We start from the raw sequence: 16,367 nt of genomic DNA, 5'->3' as shown, positions 1-16,367 counted from the left end.
GAAATCATTGAGAAATTTTCGCTCCTGATACCTTTGGACTATCGACTCCCGCAGTCGCTTCTGGCCCTGTTCTAAAGTGCGAGTGCGCGTGAATCTTTGTCCGCGCGCTGCAGGGGAATTGACGAAGCGACTTTTTCAAATCGCAGACCGGCTCAGAAGGGTTGGCTGCAGGGGAGAACTTTCATGACAAGTGTGGGCAACGCCGGAACACTGTCTGGCACCAAGCCAGGATTGCTGGAACGCGAACGCATCATTGCGACCGCCGGCTTCAACCGGTGGCTGGTTCCACCTGCTGCACTCTGTATTCATCTCTGTATCGGCATGGCCTACGGCTTCAGTGTGTTCTGGCTGCCGCTGTCTCAGGCGATCACGACACCCGCGTCGAAGGAAGTGTGCGACGGCATGAGCCTCGCCACCGAGCTCTTCACCACCACCTGTAACTGGAAGGTCGCCAGCCTCGGCTGGATGTACACGCTGTTCTTCGTGCTGCTCGGCGTCTCCGCCGCGATCTGGGGGGGCTGGCTCGAGCGGGTCGGTCCGCGCAAGGCCGGCTTCGTCTCGGCGATGTGCTGGTGCGGCGGTCTCGTGCTCGGTTCGATCGGCGTCTACACGCATCAGCTCTGGCTGCTGTGGATCGGCTCTGGCGTGATCGGCGGCATCGGTCTCGGCCTTGGCTACATCTCGCCGGTATCGACGTTGGTGAAGTGGTTCCCGGATCGTCGCGGCATGGCGACGGGCATGGCCATCATGGGCTTTGGCGGCGGCGCGATGATCGGCTCGCCGCTCGCCAACCTCTTGATGAACTATTTCAAGACCCCGACCGATGTTGGTGTCTGGCAAACCTTCCTGGCCATGGGCGTCATCTACTTCGTGTTCATGACCATTGGCGCGTTCTCTTATCGCATCACGCCACCGAACTGGAAGCCGGAAGGCTGGACGCCGCCAGCGACCGCGAATGCGATGATCACCACCGGTCACGTGCATCTCGACAATGCGCACAAGACCAAGCAGTTCTGGCTGATCTGGGGCGTGCTTTGCTTGAATGTGTCCGCCGGCATCGGCGTCATCGGCATGGCATCGCCGATGCTGCAGGAAATCTTCGCCGGCAAGCTGATCGGCGCGCCCGACCTCTCCTTCAGCCAACTCTCGGCAGCGCAGAAGACTGCGATTGCCGGCATCGCAGCCGGCTTCGCGGGTCTGATCTCGCTGTTCAACATCGGCGGCCGCTTCTTCTGGGCGTCTTTGTCGGACAAGCTCGGCCGCAAGAACACCTACTACACGTTCTTTATTCTCGGCATCGTGCTCTATGCACTGGTGCCGACCTTCGCGGCAATGGGCAGCAAGGTCCTGTTCGTGCTGGCCTTCGGCATCATCCTCTCGATGTATGGCGGCGGCTTCGCGACCATCCCGGCCTATCTCGCCGATATCTTCGGCACCCAGTTCGTGGGTGCGATCCACGGCCGGTTGCTGACGGCCTGGGCGACTGCGGGCATCGTCGGTCCGGTGGTGGTGAACTACATCCGTGAATTCCAGATCGCCGCCGGCGTGCCGCGGGCGCAGGTCTATGACTTCACGATGTACATCCTCGCCGGCATGCTGGTGCTCGGCCTGATCTGCAACATGCTGGTGAAGCCGCTGGCGCCGCATTGGTTTATGAAGCCGGAGGAAGTCGCGAAGTTGCAGGCCAAGGGCGCCGAGGCGGCGTCGGCCGGTGGAGGCTCCTATGGCATTGGCAAGGGCGGTTTCGACGGCGCAGCCATTGCCTTCTGGGCCTTTGTCGGTGTCCCGCTGTGCTGGGGCGTCTGGCTGACGCTGCAGAGCGCCGCGCGTATCTTCCAGTAAAACCTGCGCGGGACCGGCAGCGAAAGCTTCCGGTCCCGTTTCACATCTGACGAACAATCTTCAAAACAAGCACATTCGGGGATAACGATGACACGCATCACTACGGGCCTCGTGGCCGCACTGTTCGTTGTGACTTCAATGGGCGTTGCTTCGGCGCAGGCGCCTGCGACGCCGGCAACTCCTGCGCCCGCAAAGATGAAGCTGAACAAGCAGAGTCTGAAGGACATGAAAGCGAAGTGGAGCGCCAACAAGGGCAAGCTCAAGGCCTGCCGCAAGGATGTCAAGGTCAAGGGCCTCGCCGGCGACGACCGCTGGTTCTACATCGAAGACTGCATGGCCAAGAGCTGAGCCGTAGCAAGAGCCGGGTCGTAGGATGGGTAGAGCGCAGGCGCGTAGTGCCGGAGCGAAACCCATCATTATCCGCGTACTGTATTGATGGGTTTCGCTTCGCTCTATCCATCCTACGGGCTTCGGGCCATTAGCCTGATCTTTATGCCGCGCCTATGAACAGGCGCGGCTGCCCGTCTCGATTTCATATGGCGATGTCCGCATCTTCCAGGCATCCCGACGCGCTCATGCGCCAGGGATTTGAGAAGACGGACAACGACCATGACGATGTTCTACAATCGCGATACCCAGCTGCACGATTTCTCGGCCGACAGCGCCTACCGCAGCTACCTCATCAGCCGCAATCAGCCGCCGATCGTCCATCACTCCAGTGATATCCAATGGAAGCGGCTCTGCGTAGCCATCAGGCTGACGCGTAACCACATCAAGGGCTTCTTCGCCGCCATCCATATGGCTTTGGTGGCCGACAAGATGCGCCGCGCGCGGCGTGAACTGGCGCGCGTCCGTGTGCGCGCCGCCGATACGCCGGTGCTTCCGGATCGCCGGAGCGTGCCATGAGGGAAGACCGTTCTGCAGCGCTGTTCGCGCGTATCGCCTCCTATGCGACCATCATGCCGGGCATTCTCGCCCGGCTATGGCGTTTCGTCATTGGACCTGCTGTCTATCGGCCGGCCGCGCATTATATGCGCGGACCCGGCCCGAAATGTCGTGAGAAGAACGAGCGCCCGCAAGCCTAGCGGGCGCGGCGCAGGGGCGGCGCGTCGTCGGGTTGTGCCCAGATCGCGTCCATCGCCGTGTGTACCTGCTGCTGCTCGGCATCTGTCAGCTCGGTCAGCGGCAGGCGCACGACGGCACTCCCCAGGCCCCGCAAGGTCAATGCATATTTCACTGCCGATGTGACCCGCTCCGGCGGCAGGGCTGTGGCGAGCGGCGCCAGCATGTCGGAGATGGTCGTCGCATAGCGCGGGCATCCCTGGCGGGCCGCGTAATACATGCCGCGGCAGAGCTGCGGCGCCACATTGGCCATCGCGGAGACAACGCCGTCGCCGCCGAGCAGCAGATAAGGCAGGGCTGCGGTGTCCTGTCCCGTCAGCATCCGGAAACCCACTGGCAGCAGCGACCGCAATCGCGCCAGTCGCCCGGCGTCGCCGGTGTCGTCGCGCAGGCCTATCAATCGTGGCGAGGCGGCGAGACCGATGAGCGTGTCGTCGGTCAGCGCACGAGCACAACGCGACGGTGCGTCATGCACAATGACCGGCAGCAATGTCGCCTCCAGGATCGCACGGAAATGCGCTGCGATGCCACTTGCCGTCGGGCGGTTGTAATACGGCACGACCGACATGACGGCATCGGCGCCGGCGGCCCATGCCAGCCGCGTCGATTCAATGGCGCGGCTGGTGCAGTTCGATCCCGCGCCGGCAATGATGTGGATGCGCCCGCGGGCGATGCCGGCGGCAGTCCGGATCAGCGTGGCGCGCTCGTTCGAGGTGAGCGTGTTGGCTTCGCCAGCGCTCTCGCCGATGACGATGGCGCTGGCGCCGGCGCAGACCTGACGCTCGCACAACCGCGCGAAAGTGACGAGATCAAGCGCGCCATGCGTGTCAAACGGTGTCGGCACGTCAGCGACGATGCCGTGCAGCCAGTCGTTGGCGCGATGGGAGGCATGAGCTTGCGGGAGGGCATGAGCCCGAAGAGCAACTGTGGACATGGCGGGAAGCTCAGGCGACGCGCCGTTGTTGCAACCGTTCGACAGAGGTTGCTGCCGTGAAAGGCAGGGCGTTCATATCGAGTTCGATGAGGCCCGCCGTCTCAATGATAGCTTCGGGGCGATGGCCGTTCTCGAACAGAGCATAACGCACGGCATTCGCGCGGCTGACGAACAACCCGCCGAATAGACCGTTTTGTTCCTGCGCGACCCACTGGCCGCGGCCATTCTTGCCTATAAAAACGAGGGATGAGCTACACGAGGGAGGTTCGATGGTGATCACTTGCAGTCTCCAGTTCATTCGCTTGAGCGAATGGCTGCAAGATGATCGGCCGCCCGTTTGAAAACGAGATGAGCGGCGGTGCCGCGTTATAGGGATTTCATAAGTGCGTTCGTTCGCACATCACCCACGCGGAACCATCATTCGCGATGGCGATTGATCGTTTCGATCACAGGGAGCATGGAATGGCGAAATATTCCAAGAAGGCCGCCGCAAAGGTCGCGCGGGCCATGGAGAAGCGCAAGGCCGGCACATTGCGAAGCGGGGGCTCGGGCAAGAAGGTGACCAGCAAGAAGCAGGCGATTGCCATCGGCCTGTCCGAGGCTCGCGCCGAGGGCAAGAAAGTGCCGAAGGCACCGAAGAAAAAGACGGTGAAGAAAGCCAGCAAGAAGACGGCGGGGAAAAAGAAAGCGGCCAAAAAACCCCGAAAGTCGACGAAGGCCTGAGGCTCCGCCGATGTACGTTGATCGACGAATATGAACCAATCTTCGTCATGCCCGGGTTTGTCCCGGGCATCCACGTCTTGGCGGGAGAAAAGACGTAGATGGCCGGGAAAGCCTGGCCATGACTGTATCTGCTCACTTGGTCTGCAGTGTCGCCTTCAGCAGGTGGTCCTTGCATTCATCGTCCTTGCCCTCCGCCATTGCTTCGCTGGCCAGGCCGATCTCGTCGGAGGCGGTCTTCTTTTGCTTGCCATCGGCCATCTTGGCGATGGCTTCGGCGACGAAGGCGATATTCGAGGCGTTGCATTCCCGTGTCTGCAGCTGCTGCGCCTGCGCTGCGACGGTCGACATCAGAGCGATGGCTATGATCATTCCAAAAATCTTCATGCGCTCAGCTTGCCTTGCGGTGCCGCGCCGATGACCGCGCGGCCTTCTTGGCCGGACGCTTGCGCGCCACATGTGGTCGTGACGACGAAGCGCGTTTGGTCGACTTGCCCTTGCCACCCTTGAGGCTCGCCTTCAGCGCATCCATCAGGTTGATGACGTTGTCCGGCTTCTCCTCCTTCTCGACGACCTTCACCGGCTTGCCCGCGGCCTTGCGCTTCACCAGCGTCTTCAGCGCGGTCTCATATTCATCCTTGAACTTGCTGGGATCGAAATGCGCAGCCTTGCTGTCGAGGATATGCACCGCAAGGTCGATCATGTCCTTAGAGATCTTCGGCGACTTGATATCGTCGAAATAGTCCTCCTCGTCGCGCACTTCATAGGGGAAGCGCAGCGTGGTGCCGAGCAGGCCCTTGCCGAGCGGCTCGATGGCGATGATGTGCTCCCGATTGGTGAGCACGATGCGCGCCAGCGCCACGCGGTCCTTGTCCTTCATGGCATCGCGGATCACGGCGAATGCATCGGCGCCGGCTTTGCCGTCGGGTGCGATGTAATAGGGGTTGTTCAGATAGCGCCGGTCGATCTCGTCGCGCGGCACGAAATTATCGATATCGATGGTGTGATTGCTTTCGATCTGCACGGCTTCGAGCTCTTCCTTCTCGATCTCGACATATTCGCCCTTGCTGATCTCATAGCCGCGGCCCTTCTGCTCTTTCTCCACGACGTCGCCGGTCTCGGCATCCACCATCTGCTGTTTCAGCCGATTGCCGGTCTCACGGTTGATCATGTGGAATTTGGTTTTCTCGATCGTGGTCGCGGCCGGATACAGCACCACCGGGCAGGTGACGAGCGACAGCTTGAGAGAGCCTTTCCAATAGGCGCGGGGCGGGGCCATACTCGTCCTCCAACTCGATCGACAAAAATGAAGCACGCAGGCCGCAAAGCATTGCGCTGGCGTGGATTTCCAGGAACTTCAACGGTAGTTCCCGGTTTTGGTTCCGGGCCGGATCCTGCGGCTTATGACGCGTTGAGTGAGGTTTGCCTTGGCCGACAAGCAGCTATCGATTTATCGCCGGAAACGCGATTTCGCGCAGACGAAGGAGCCCTCCGGGCAGATCGTGGTCGCGCCGGCGAAGCGTCGCCGTTTTGTGATCCAGAAACACGATGCCACGCGGCTGCATTACGATCTGCGGCTGGAGATGGACGGGGTGTTCAAGTCCTGGGCCGTCACGCGCGGGCCATCGATGGACCCCGCCGACAAGCGCCTTGCTGTCGAGGTCGAGGACCATCCGCTCGATTACGGCGATTTCGAAGGCACAATTCCCAAGGGACAATATGGCGGCGGCACCGTGCAGCTCTGGGACCGCGGCTATTGGGAGAGCGACGACCCGGACAAGGGCCTCAAGAAGGGCGATCTGAAATTCACGCTGGATGGCGAGAAGCTGCATGGTGGCTTCGTGCTGGTGCGCATGAAGCATGACCGCAATGGCGGCAAGCGGACCAACTGGCTGCTGATCAAGCATCGCGATGAGTTCGTGAAGGAGGGCAAGGCCAACACTGTCCTCGACAACGACAAGTCAGTTGCGTCCGGCCGGACCATGAGCGTCATCGCGTCAGGAAAAGGGAAGGCGCCAAAACCGTTCATGATCGCCAGGACGGCGAAGATCAAACCCGATGCTATCTGGGATTCCAGCGAGGGCAGTGCTGCCGATGCGCGCGCCAGCAAGGTCGGCAAGACCAAGGCTGATGTTGGCCAAGCTGCACAAAAGACTGAAGCGAAGAAAGTCGTGACAAAGAAAGCGGCCAAACCATCGGCGAAGCCGGTCAAGGTCGCAAAGATGCCCGGCTTCGTCGCACCTCAACTTTGCACCATCGTGGAGCGGCCGCCCTCCGAGAATGGCTGGGTGCATGAGATCAAGTTCGACGGTTACCGCGTGCAACTCCGCGTCGAAGACGATGAGGCCACGCTGAAGACACGCAAGGGGCTCGACTGGACCGACAAATTTCAGGCCATCGCCAAAGAAGCCACCGGCCTGCCGGACGCGATCATCGATGGCGAAATTGTCGGCCTCGATGCCAATGGTGCCCCGGACTTCGCGGCGCTGCAGGCGGCGCTGTCGGATGGCGAGACCGATACCCTCATTTTTTTCGCGTTCGACCTTCTGTTCGCCGAAGGTGAAGATCTGCGGAAGCTGCCGCTCGGCGATCGCAAGGAGAGATTGAAGGCGCTACTCGACAAAGCCCGCGGTCGTCGCAAGGAAAATCTGATTCGCTATGTCGATCATTTCGAGAGCGGTGGTGACGCCATCCTGCAGTCGGCCTGCAAACTGTCGCTGGAAGGCATCGTCTCCAAGAAATTGTCGGAGCCCTATCTGTCGGGCCGCTCGCAAAACTGGACCAAGGCGAAATGCCGCGCGGGCCATGAGGTCGTGATCGGTGCATGGAAGAGCAATGTGGGAAAATTCCGCTCGCTGATGGTCGGCGTCAACAGAGGCGACCATCTCGCTTATGTCGGGATCGTTGGTACCGGCTTCGGCCAGGACAAAGTCACGCGCATCATGCCCGCATTGAAGAAAGCGGCGGCAAAGACCAGCCCGTTCGGCGGCAAGGAGACGCCGCCGGGTGGCCGGGACGTGCACTGGCTCAAGCCCGAACTCGTGGCCGAGATCGAGTTTGCTGGCTTCACCGGCGCCGGCATGGTGCGTCAGGCGTCGTTCAAGGGGCTGCGGCAGGACAAGCCGGCCGATGAGGTCGAGGCCGAGACGCCGAAGAAGACCGCGCTCGCCGAACCGAAGCCGAAGCGCGGTGTGAAGCAGCCAGCGAAAACCTCCACAAAGAAAGCCGTGCCAGCAAAGGCGGCAGCGGGCTCCATGGTCGTGATGGGTGTGGCGATCTCTAAGCCTGACAAGGAGCTATGGCCGGATGCTGGCGATGGCGAGCCGGTCACCAAACGCGATCTCGCGGCGTATTTTGAAGCCGTCGGTGGCTGGATGATGGACTATCTCAAGGGCCGTCCGTGCTCGATCGTGCGCGCACCCGACGGCATCGATGGGCAGCAGTTCTTCCAGCGCCACGCAATGCCTGGGACATCGAACCTGCTCGAACTCGTGAAAGTCTCCGGTGACCGCAAGCCTTACCTGCAGATCGATCGCGTCGAGGGTCTCGCGGCCGTCGCGCAGATCGGCGGGCTCGAACTGCATCCCTGGAATTGCGCGCCGGATGCGCCGGATACACCGGGGCGTCTGGTGTTCGATCTCGATCCGGCGCCTGATGTGGAGTTCATTGCCGTCATGGATGCGGCACGCGAGATGCGCGAACGGCTCTCGGGTCTCGGCATGGAGAGTTTCTGCAAGACAACCGGCGGCAAGGGCCTGCATGTGGTGGCACCGCTGCTGCACGGCGCGAAGGACAAGGTTGACTGGAAGACGGCGAAGATGTTTGCGCAGGCCGTATGCCAGCAGATGGCCAGTGACGACCCAGAGCGCTATCTGCTCAACATGTCGAAGAAGCTGCGTGGTGGAAAGATTTTCCTCGATTATCTGCGCAACGACCGGATGTCGACCGCGGTCTCGGTGCTGTCGCCGCGGGCGCGAAAGGGGGCCACGGTGTCGATGCCGCTGACATGGGCGCAGCTGCGTAAAGATTTGGATCCGAAGAATTTCACTGTGCGCAGCGTCCCGGCGCTGCTGGCGAAGAGCAAGTCGTGGACGGGTTACGAGGATGCTGCGTCGTCGATCAAGGCTGCGATCGGAAAAATGAAATGACTCTCCCCGTCATTACTCGTTTTCGCGGGTAATGACGGGGAGAGCGTACGCGCATGGAAAAACGCGCGATCCTTCCGGATCGCGCGCCTTAAAATCAATATCCGCTCTTACAGCTTACCAAGCAACAGGAGGATCAGCAGAATTACCACGATGAGGCCGAGACCGCCGCCGCCGTAATAGCCGGTGCCGTAGAACGGACCGCCGCCGATACCGCTGAAACCACCGAGCAAGGCGATAATCAGGATGATCAGAATAATCGTACCAATGGACATGAATGTCTCCTCAGCCTGGCAGACGGACGAGCCGGCTGCCTTCATGCGGTAAAAACGCGCAGGCGCCCGCAAGGTTCCAGGGTTGAAACCTTCATTGCGACTACCGCTGGACGAATTCGCGCCTACATATGAACTAACAAAGGATCCCTTGATGTCTGCACCGCTCGTCGTCTCTATCCCTCACAGCCTCGGCCGCGAGGAAGCTGCGCGCCGGCTCAAGACAGGACTGACACGCGCAGCAACTAATGTACCAATGTTGAAAGTTGACGAGGAGCGCTGGGACGGCGACCGGATGATCTTCCGCGTCCATGCCCTGGGCCAGGCGGCGTCCGGTCATGTCGATGTGGCCGAGGATCATGTCACCGTCGAAGTGGTGCTGCCCTGGCTGCTGCAGCGTTTCGCCGAGGTGGCGCAGGCAGCGATCAAATCGCGCGGAAACCTGCTGCTCACGAAAAAGAGTTGAACCGGCGATTGCTGCGTGCAGAAAATCTCACGCATCTTCAATGCCTGCTGCTGTGCAGCATAAAAATGCCGTGCGATAGTGCGGCGCACGCGAGTTTGATCGTAAACTACTCGCAAACAATTTGATGAAAAGCTTTGAGCACGCGGAGGAAGGGAACCGACCTTTCTCGAGTCGGCACGACATCCGCCAGGCCGTCCGGCCATCGATCCCGGGCGGCCTTGTCGTGTGTGCTATCGCAAACGCGTCGAACGAATGCGTTTCGGCGCAGCATGTGCCTTCACGATCGCCATCGGAAGCTGCCTGAAGAGTTTGGCAACGGAAAGCTCGCTCGTGCCATTCTTCGGCGGAGAACCTTCAACGAGGTAGCCGGGCGCGATCACGGTTGCGTCGAACGCCGTCGTCTCCGGCCAATGCCGCCCGCCCTGCGTCGCTTCGAAAAAGACGCGCGGGATCACGACGATCGCCGCGTCGCGCTGATGCCGCCGCGCAAAGGCGATGATGTGCGCGGCATGAGGTCCGGTCACTTCAAGTGGTTCGTAATCGCCATCGGTGAAGACGGCTGCCATCTCGGTGCGGTGTTTCAACAGCTCGCGCGTCCAGGCGAGCTTGATGTGGCCATCATCCCAGTGTTGCGCCAGCGCTGCCCAATCCGGTTGGTGCAGTGCCTTCAGCACTTTCGCGCGTTCGGCGAAATCCACCGGGCGGCGGTTATCGGGATCGACCAGCGAGAAATCCCAGAATTCGGTGCCCTGATAGAAGTCTGGCATGCCGGGAATGGTCGCTTTCAGCGTGATCTGGCTGAGTGAATTCAATGCGCCGATCAGCGATGTGCGTTTGGCAAAGGTCTCAAGCGCTGCAAGAAATTCCGGCGACTGGGCCGGGTCGAGAATGCGCTCCAGAAACGTGCGCAGACCCTTCTCATAGGCGTCGTTCGGGTTGAGCCAACTCGTTTCCTGCTTGCCCTCGCGCGCCGCCTTCAGCGCATAGGCCTGCATCCGCTCGAGGAAGGAATTGTCCCGCCCGCCGAGCGGCCAGGCGCCGATAAGCGCCTGGTACAACATATACTCGAACGCTGCGGAGGGCGCGCGCATCTCGCCGTCAACAACCAGATGCGGCGCGTTCAGCAACTTCCAGCGACCGACCGCACTGGCCCATTCACCGGGCATTTCGGCCAGCGCCAGCAAACGCGCGCGGGCATCCTCGCCGCGCTTGGTATCGTGGGTGGCGGTCGAGGTCATGCCATGCGGCCGCTCGAGCGCGCGTGTGATCATTATCTCGTGGAACGTGGCGACAGGTATCGCTTCCGCTGCCGGTTCGCCGCCAACTTCGTTGAACGCCAGCAGGCGATGATAGCGATAGAAGGCGGTATCTTCGAGCGACTTCGCCATCGTCGGCCCGGTGAACTGCTGCACCTTCAATGCAAAGCGTCGTACCCGCGGCTTGCTATGCGCGGGGCGGCCGGGCTTCAGCAGGTCCAGCGTCAGAGCGTCGCGCAGGAAGTCAAACAAGCCTTCATCGGCGCCGAACCACTCGGCGCGAGCCTTCTCGATGGTCGTGGCGATCAGTTGCCGATCGAGGGCCGATGGGCCGGCGGCGGAGAGATAGGTGCGATAGACCGGGAAATGCAGCACGTAGAGTTCGAAAGCCTGACGCAGCGTGTCGGCGGAGAAGTCGCGTGTCGAATAATGTCCGTTGGCGATCCGTGCCAGCAGACGCGTCAGCACGGTGAATTCGCTGAGTAGCAGCGTATCGAGCACGCGGCGCTTGGCTTCCACCAGTTGCGGTTCGAATTTCGGTGAGACATTGCTTACCTGTCGCCAGGTTTCGCCCAGTGGTTCCAGGCCTTTTTCTTCGACCAGCACCTGCGTGATCACATTGAGCCATTCATAGCCGGTGGTGCCATGCACACCGGCGAAGGGCACCAGCTTCTCGTGCTCGCCGAGAATCTTCTCGACCACGACATAGAATGGTTTGGTACCGTTGCCATGCGCCTCGCGGATCAGCCGGCGCAGCCGTTGGAAATATTGCGAGGGATCGTGAAGGCCGTCGATGTGGTCCAGCCGCAACCCCTGCAGCTTGTCTTCGGCAATCAGCTGTTTGACGAGCGAATGGATCGCCTCGAACGTATCGGCGTCCTCGATACGCAGACCAGCCAGCGTATTGACGTCGAAGAAGCGGCGGTAGTTGATCTCGCTCGATGCCAGGCGCCACTGACCGAGCTTGTAGTGCTGGCGCTCCAGCAACATGTGCATGGCTTGAATCTGGGCGGCCCGATCCGGCCCGGCGCGATAGGCGTCGAGGCCGCGCGTGATAACCTCGGCAGCGCCGTCGATCGACACCAGCTGCTGCTTGAAAGCCGGCGCTTCCCGCCGGTTGGGATGGCGGAGGCCCTTGTGCTTGGCCGCCAGTGTCAGCATTGCCCGGCCGGCTGGCGTGTTGCCGGCATCGGCTTCCTTGACGATGGTGCGCAGCATCTCGCTGTAGCGCTCCGGTGCGATCGGCAGCCGATGTTCAAAATACCAGGCCGAGAAGCTGCCTTCCTCGGCGTCGTATTTCAGCTCGATCTCACCATTGTCCAGCGCCTGGCCATATGAGCTGCCGATGATCGGCAGCAGCAAGCCGCCGCGTGCGCGATAGGGAAGGGTGTCCCAATCGATGTCGAAGGAGACGGCGTGCGGCGAGGTCTGTCCCCATTCCAGCACGTCGAGCCACCACGGATTGTCAGCGAAATGCACGCCCACATGATTGGGCACGAAGTCGAGGATCAGGCCGATATCGTTGGCCTTCAGCGCGGCACTCAGGCGCTCGAAACCTTCGTCGCCGCCCAGCTCTGGATTGAGCTTGGTGTGATCGACAATGTCATAGCCATGAGTCGAGCCCGCGCGTGATTTCATGAAGGGCGAGGCATAGAGATGGGTGATGCCGAGCGCTTTCAGATAGGGCACGATGCCCGCGGCGGCATCGAAATCGAAATCCTTGGTGAGTTGAATACGGTAGGTCGCGACGGGAATCGCAGGGGCCATTATGTGTCTCCGATCCGCCATATGACGGACCACGGCGTCCCCACGCCGGTGCTGGTGTTGCCCCAAATCGTCGTGCCGCCGGTCGGCGGTGTCGCGGTCACCGCTGTGCCGGATAGATTGGCCGCAAGATGCAGCCGGCTGCCGTCGCCCATCTTCCAGAACGCGGTCAGCAATCCATTGTCATCAGCCTCTGCCTTGCCGAAGCGTGCGCCGGCGAGGCGTGGCACGATGTGCTGCTTGCGCAGCGCGAGCAGCTCGCGAACCAGCGTCAGCCGTCTCTTGCCCGCCGTCGTTTCGCGATTGTCCCAATCGATGAAGGCCGAGCAGAAGGAGCTCTCGTCCAGCGGATCGGGGATCTCGTCGCCATACTTTTCGTAGGCGCTGGCGAATTCCTTCTTGCGGCCATTGCGCACGGCATCGGCGAGATCGCCTTCGAAATCGCAGAAAAACGGGAACGGCGCTTTCGAGCCCCATTCCTCGCCCTGAAACAGCATCGGCACCATCGGCGCCAGCAATGTGATGGCCAGTGCAGCTTCGATGGCCTCGGGTTTGGCCAAAGTCTCCAGCCGATCGCCAAGCGCGCGGTTGCCAATCTGGTCGTGGTTCTGCAGGAAATTCACGAAGGCCGCCGGTGCGAGTTCGCCTGATGGTTCGCCGCGTTCAGCGCCTGCGCGATGCGCTGAGGGTTGTCCCTGATAGGCGAATCCGGAGCCCAGCGCTTGCACGATGTGATCGAGCGGCTTTTGCGCGTAGTCGCTGTAATAGCCGTTATCTTCGCCGGTCAGAAGCACGTGCCAGGCGTGATGATAGTCGTCGTTCCACTGTGCGCGATATTGGCCGCACGGCGGGTTGGTGGCGGGATCGAGCAGGGTGGCACGGTTGTCGTCGTTTTCCAGAACGAGATGGATGTGCCGGCCGGTATCGGCGACGAGCTTGCCGACTTCGCGGCTCAGCTCATGCAGCATCGGGATCTCGCCCTGTTCGACTATGGCATGAACGGCGTCGAGTCTGAGCCCATCGAAGCGATAATCGCGCAGCCATGCCACGGCGTTCTCGATGGCATAAGCGCGGACCTGCGGCAGACGATAGTCGATCGCCGAGCCCCATGGCGTATCGGCACCGCCGAAGAAATTCGGCGCATAGAGGCCGAGATAATTCCCTTCCGGTCCGAAGTGATTGTAGACGACGTCGAGAAACACCATAAGCCCGCGCAGATGCGCTTCGTCGATCAAGGCCTTCAGGTCCTCGGGGCGGCCGAACATCGCATCCGGCGCGTACCACAATACGCCGTCATAGCCCCAATTGCGCTTGCCGGCGAAATCCGCGAGCGGCATCAGCTCAAGCGCGGTGATTCCGGTGGCGACGAGATGATCGAGCCTGTCGATCATGGTGCGATAGGTGCCTTCCGGCGTGTAGGTGCCGACATGGGTTTCTAGCAGCACGGTTTCTTCCCACGGCCGCCCACGCCAGTCCGCTGCGCGCCACGCATATGTCCCGTGATCGATGACTTGCGACGGGCCATTGATATCATCCGGCTGGAAGCGTGAGCCGGGGTCGGGCACGTCGGTCTTGTCGTCAATCCTGAAGCGATAGGTGTCGCCAGTCTCGACACCTGCGACCTCCGCGGTGAACCAGCCGTCATCGCCGGGCTTCAAGGGATGGGATTGATCGCCAAGCACCACGTCGACGCGTTGCGCAGCCGGTGCCCAGAGGCGGAAGATCGCGCCTTTCTCAGTCAGCCGTGGTCCGAACAAATGAGCGCTCATGCCGGCGTCCCCGCAAAGGCAAGCACCGAGCGCGGCGGCGCATCGATGTCGCTACCGGGAGGCAGGATAGCGATGGAGAGCTTTTCGTCAGCGGTGTTCAACACCTGCCGCCAGTTCTTGTATTCCAGCATCTTCGGCAGCTTGAACGGAATGCCCTCGGGCGCCGCATTCAGCACGATGAAAATCGGGTTGGTGTTTTCACCGGAAGCGCTGAGTACATAAGAGAGAAAGCGCCCGTCGGGAAACGCCCAGTCGGTCTCGGTCATCTCGTCGGCCGAGGGGGTCAGCCACAGCACGCCATAGCTGCCGTCGGCGCGGCGGCCGTCGAGCCAGCGTTGCGTGGTGATCTGCGGAAAGCGCTGTCGTAGCTGCGCCATATGGCCGATGAAGTCGGTGAGATCGTCGTCCTTGTCGCCGAGATTGTCCCAGGTCACCCAGCCGATCTCGTTGTCCTGGCAATAGGCATTGTTGTTGCCGCCCTGCGTATTGCCGACCTCGTCGCCAGCCAGCAGCAGCGGCACGCCCTGCGCGAGAAACAGACAGGCAAGCTGGTTCTTGCGCAGCTGTCGACGCAGCGCCAGCAGCTCGGGATCGTCGGTCGGGCCTTCGACGCCGAAATTGTTGCTGAGGTTATCCGAGGAGCCATCGCGATTGTCCTCGCCATTGGCCTCGTTGTGCTTCTCGTTATAGGCAAAGAGGTCGGCCAGCGGGAAACCGTCATGCACGGTGACATGGTTGATCCCGGCGCGTTGCTTGCGTCCGTCATGATTGAACACATCAGACGAGCCGGTCATGCGGCTGGACACTTCGCCAATCAGTGAGCCTTCGCCGCTCCAGTAGCGGCGCATGGCGCTGCGATATTTGTCGTTCCATTCCGACCATTGCGACGGGAACGCGCCGACCTGGTAGCCGCCCATGCCGAGATCCCAGGGCTCGGCGACCATTTTGACGTTCGCGAGAACAGGGTCCTGCCGGATCGCGGTGAGGAAGCCGCTATTGCGATCGAAGCCGTTCGGTCCGCGCGCCAGCGTGGTCGCAAGGTCGAAACGAAAGCCATCCACGTGACACACCTCGACCCAGTAGCGCAATGAATCCATCACCATCTGCAACACGCGCGGATGCGTAAGGTTCATCGAGCTGCCACAGCCCGTGAAGTCGTCATAGAATCGTGGATTGTCCGGCATTAGCCAGTAATAGGAGGCGTTGTCGATGCCGCGATAGGACAGCGTCGGGCCGAGATGATTGCCTTCGGCGGTGTGGTTATAGACCACGTCGAGCATCACCTCGATGCCCGCGTCATGCAGCCGCGCGACCGTCGTGCGGAACGCATCGAGCGGATTGTCGGTGCCGTAGCGCGCTTCCGGGGCGAAGAAGGAGAGGGTGTTGTAACCCCAGTAATTCACCAGCTTCATTTCCACCAGCCGGCGGTCATCGACAAAGCTGTGCACCGGCAGCAGCTCGATGGTGGTGACGCCAAGCCGTTTGAGATGCTCGATCATCGACGGCGACGACAGTCCGCGATATGTCCCGCGCAGCCCAGGCGGCACGTCCTTGCGGGTCTGCGTCAGGCCCTTCACATGGGCCTCATAGATGATGGTGTCTTCCCACGGCACGCTCGGGCGCGCTTCCTTGCGACCCCAGTTGAAGGTCTCATCGACCACCACGGCCTTGGGCATGCCGCGCGCATTATCGCGGCGGTCGAAGGAGAGGTCCTCGCGCGACGAGCCGGTGCGATAGCCGAAATGTGCATCGCTCCAGACGAGACGTCCGGCCAGTTTCTTGGCATAGGGGTCGAGCAGCAGCTTGTGCGCATTGAAGCGATGCCCATGCTCCGGCTCATAGGGGCCGTGCACGCGATAGCCATAGAGCTGCCCCGGCGAGACATCGTTGAGATAGCCGTGAAAGACGTGCTCGTTATATTCCGGCAGTTCGATGCGCTCGAGCTCGCGCCGCCCCTGGCTGTCGAACAGACACAGTTCGACCTTGGTGGCATTCGCAGAGAACAAGGCGAAGTTGGTCCCCCGTCCGTCCCAGCTTGCGCCGAGGCGGGAGGGCGTGCCGGCGGATAGTCTCATGC

The 16,367-nt window shown here is 61.4% G+C and carries 15 protein-coding genes; 7 read left to right on the top strand and 8 right to left on the bottom strand.

Going from position 1 to position 16,367, the window contains the following annotated elements; translation table 11 throughout:
• Positions 1 to 183: 183 nt before the first annotated feature.
• From AB8A38_RS10610 to AB8A38_RS10595, 4 genes are all read left to right on the top strand, one after another.
• Complete coding sequence (locus AB8A38_RS10610) at positions 184 to 1,842, top strand: OFA family MFS transporter (RefSeq protein ID WP_315841205.1); 1,659 nt, start codon at positions 184 to 186, stop codon at positions 1,840 to 1,842.
• A gap of 87 nt (positions 1,843 to 1,929) precedes the next feature.
• The gene (locus AB8A38_RS10605; protein ID WP_315841206.1) at positions 1,930 to 2,190 is read left to right on the top strand and encodes a hypothetical protein; all 261 of its coding nucleotides are present in this window, start codon (positions 1,930 to 1,932) and stop codon (positions 2,188 to 2,190) included.
• Between the two features lie 261 nt (positions 2,191 to 2,451).
• Positions 2,452 to 2,748 carry a hypothetical protein gene (locus AB8A38_RS10600; RefSeq protein ID WP_175367284.1) on the top strand — a complete coding sequence of 99 codons (297 nt, stop codon included), beginning with the start codon at positions 2,452 to 2,454 and terminating at the stop codon, positions 2,746 to 2,748.
• Positions 2,745 to 2,927 (top strand): hypothetical protein, encoded by a 183-nt coding sequence (locus AB8A38_RS10595; RefSeq protein ID WP_231077673.1) that lies wholly within the window; start codon positions 2,745 to 2,747, stop codon positions 2,925 to 2,927. Before AB8A38_RS10600 ends, AB8A38_RS10595 begins: the two co-directional genes overlap by 4 nt.
• Here AB8A38_RS10595 and dapA read toward each other — a convergent pair.
• Together dapA and AB8A38_RS10585 are read right to left on the bottom strand one after the other, a co-directional pair.
• Positions 2,924 to 3,898 carry a 4-hydroxy-tetrahydrodipicolinate synthase gene (dapA, locus tag AB8A38_RS10590; RefSeq protein WP_315841207.1) on the bottom strand — a complete coding sequence of 325 codons (975 nt, stop codon included), beginning with the start codon at positions 3,896 to 3,898 and terminating at the stop codon, positions 2,924 to 2,926. The genes AB8A38_RS10595 and dapA overlap by 4 nt on opposite strands.
• Before the next feature lie 10 nt (positions 3,899 to 3,908).
• On the bottom strand, positions 3,909 to 4,178 hold the full coding sequence (locus AB8A38_RS10585; protein ID WP_120289267.1) for a hypothetical protein: 270 nt from the start codon (positions 4,176 to 4,178) through the stop codon (positions 3,909 to 3,911).
• Between the two features lie 182 nt (positions 4,179 to 4,360).
• On the opposite strand from AB8A38_RS10585, the gene AB8A38_RS10580 reads away from it, so the two are divergent.
• Complete coding sequence (locus AB8A38_RS10580; protein WP_439085947.1) at positions 4,361 to 4,621, top strand: DUF6496 domain-containing protein; 261 nt, start codon at positions 4,361 to 4,363, stop codon at positions 4,619 to 4,621.
• 132 nt (positions 4,622 to 4,753) lie between these two features.
• Here AB8A38_RS10580 and AB8A38_RS10575 read toward each other — a convergent pair whose 3' ends face one another.
• Together AB8A38_RS10575 and AB8A38_RS10570 are read right to left on the bottom strand one after the other, a co-directional pair.
• On the bottom strand, positions 4,754 to 4,990 hold the full coding sequence (locus AB8A38_RS10575; protein WP_439085946.1) for a hypothetical protein: 237 nt from the start codon (positions 4,988 to 4,990) through the stop codon (positions 4,754 to 4,756).
• Positions 4,991 to 5,009: 19 nt separating this feature from the next.
• Positions 5,010 to 5,897 carry a non-homologous end joining protein Ku gene (locus tag AB8A38_RS10570; protein ID WP_315841210.1) on the bottom strand — a complete coding sequence of 296 codons (888 nt, stop codon included), beginning with the start codon at positions 5,895 to 5,897 and terminating at the stop codon, positions 5,010 to 5,012.
• Between the two features lie 148 nt (positions 5,898 to 6,045).
• Between AB8A38_RS10570 and ligD the strand changes: the two genes are divergently transcribed.
• Complete coding sequence (gene ligD / locus AB8A38_RS10565; RefSeq protein ID WP_439085945.1) at positions 6,046 to 8,766, top strand: DNA ligase D; 2,721 nt, start codon at positions 6,046 to 6,048, stop codon at positions 8,764 to 8,766.
• 107 nt (positions 8,767 to 8,873) lie between these two features.
• Here the strand turns inward: ligD and AB8A38_RS10560 are convergent, their stop codons facing one another.
• The gene (locus AB8A38_RS10560; protein WP_081422059.1) at positions 8,874 to 9,038 is read right to left on the bottom strand and encodes a DUF3309 family protein; all 165 of its coding nucleotides are present in this window, start codon (positions 9,036 to 9,038) and stop codon (positions 8,874 to 8,876) included.
• Between the two features lie 151 nt (positions 9,039 to 9,189).
• On the opposite strand from AB8A38_RS10560, the gene AB8A38_RS10555 reads away from it, so the two are divergent.
• A complete protein-coding gene (locus AB8A38_RS10555; protein ID WP_439085944.1) occupies positions 9,190 to 9,501 on the top strand; it encodes a polyhydroxyalkanoic acid system family protein in 312 nt (103 codons plus the stop codon).
• Between the two features lie 230 nt (positions 9,502 to 9,731).
• On the opposite strand, the gene treY is transcribed toward AB8A38_RS10555, so the two are convergent.
• From treY to glgX, 3 genes are read right to left on the bottom strand one after another with little or no spacing between them, the layout of a single operon-like run.
• Positions 9,732 to 12,524, bottom strand: coding sequence for a malto-oligosyltrehalose synthase (gene treY, locus AB8A38_RS10550; protein WP_439085943.1), 2,793 nt, complete (start codon positions 12,522 to 12,524; stop codon positions 9,732 to 9,734).
• The gene (treZ, locus tag AB8A38_RS10545; protein WP_439085942.1) at positions 12,524 to 14,290 is read right to left on the bottom strand and encodes a malto-oligosyltrehalose trehalohydrolase; all 1,767 of its coding nucleotides are present in this window, start codon (positions 14,288 to 14,290) and stop codon (positions 12,524 to 12,526) included. Before treZ ends, treY begins: the two co-directional genes overlap by 1 nt.
• The gene (gene glgX / locus AB8A38_RS10540; protein ID WP_439085941.1) at positions 14,287 to 16,365 is read right to left on the bottom strand and encodes a glycogen debranching protein GlgX; all 2,079 of its coding nucleotides are present in this window, start codon (positions 16,363 to 16,365) and stop codon (positions 14,287 to 14,289) included. The genes treZ and glgX overlap by 4 nt, the downstream gene beginning before the upstream one ends.
• Between the last annotated feature and the right edge of the window lie 2 nt (positions 16,366 to 16,367).

Origin of the sequence: Tardiphaga sp. 839_C3_N1_4 (assembly GCF_051811045.1) — a bacterium.
In the GTDB taxonomy this organism is placed as follows: domain Bacteria; phylum Pseudomonadota; class Alphaproteobacteria; order Rhizobiales; family Xanthobacteraceae; genus Tardiphaga.
Note: the sequence above shows the minus strand (reverse complement) of the source record. Positions and strands in the feature narration are given on the sequence as shown.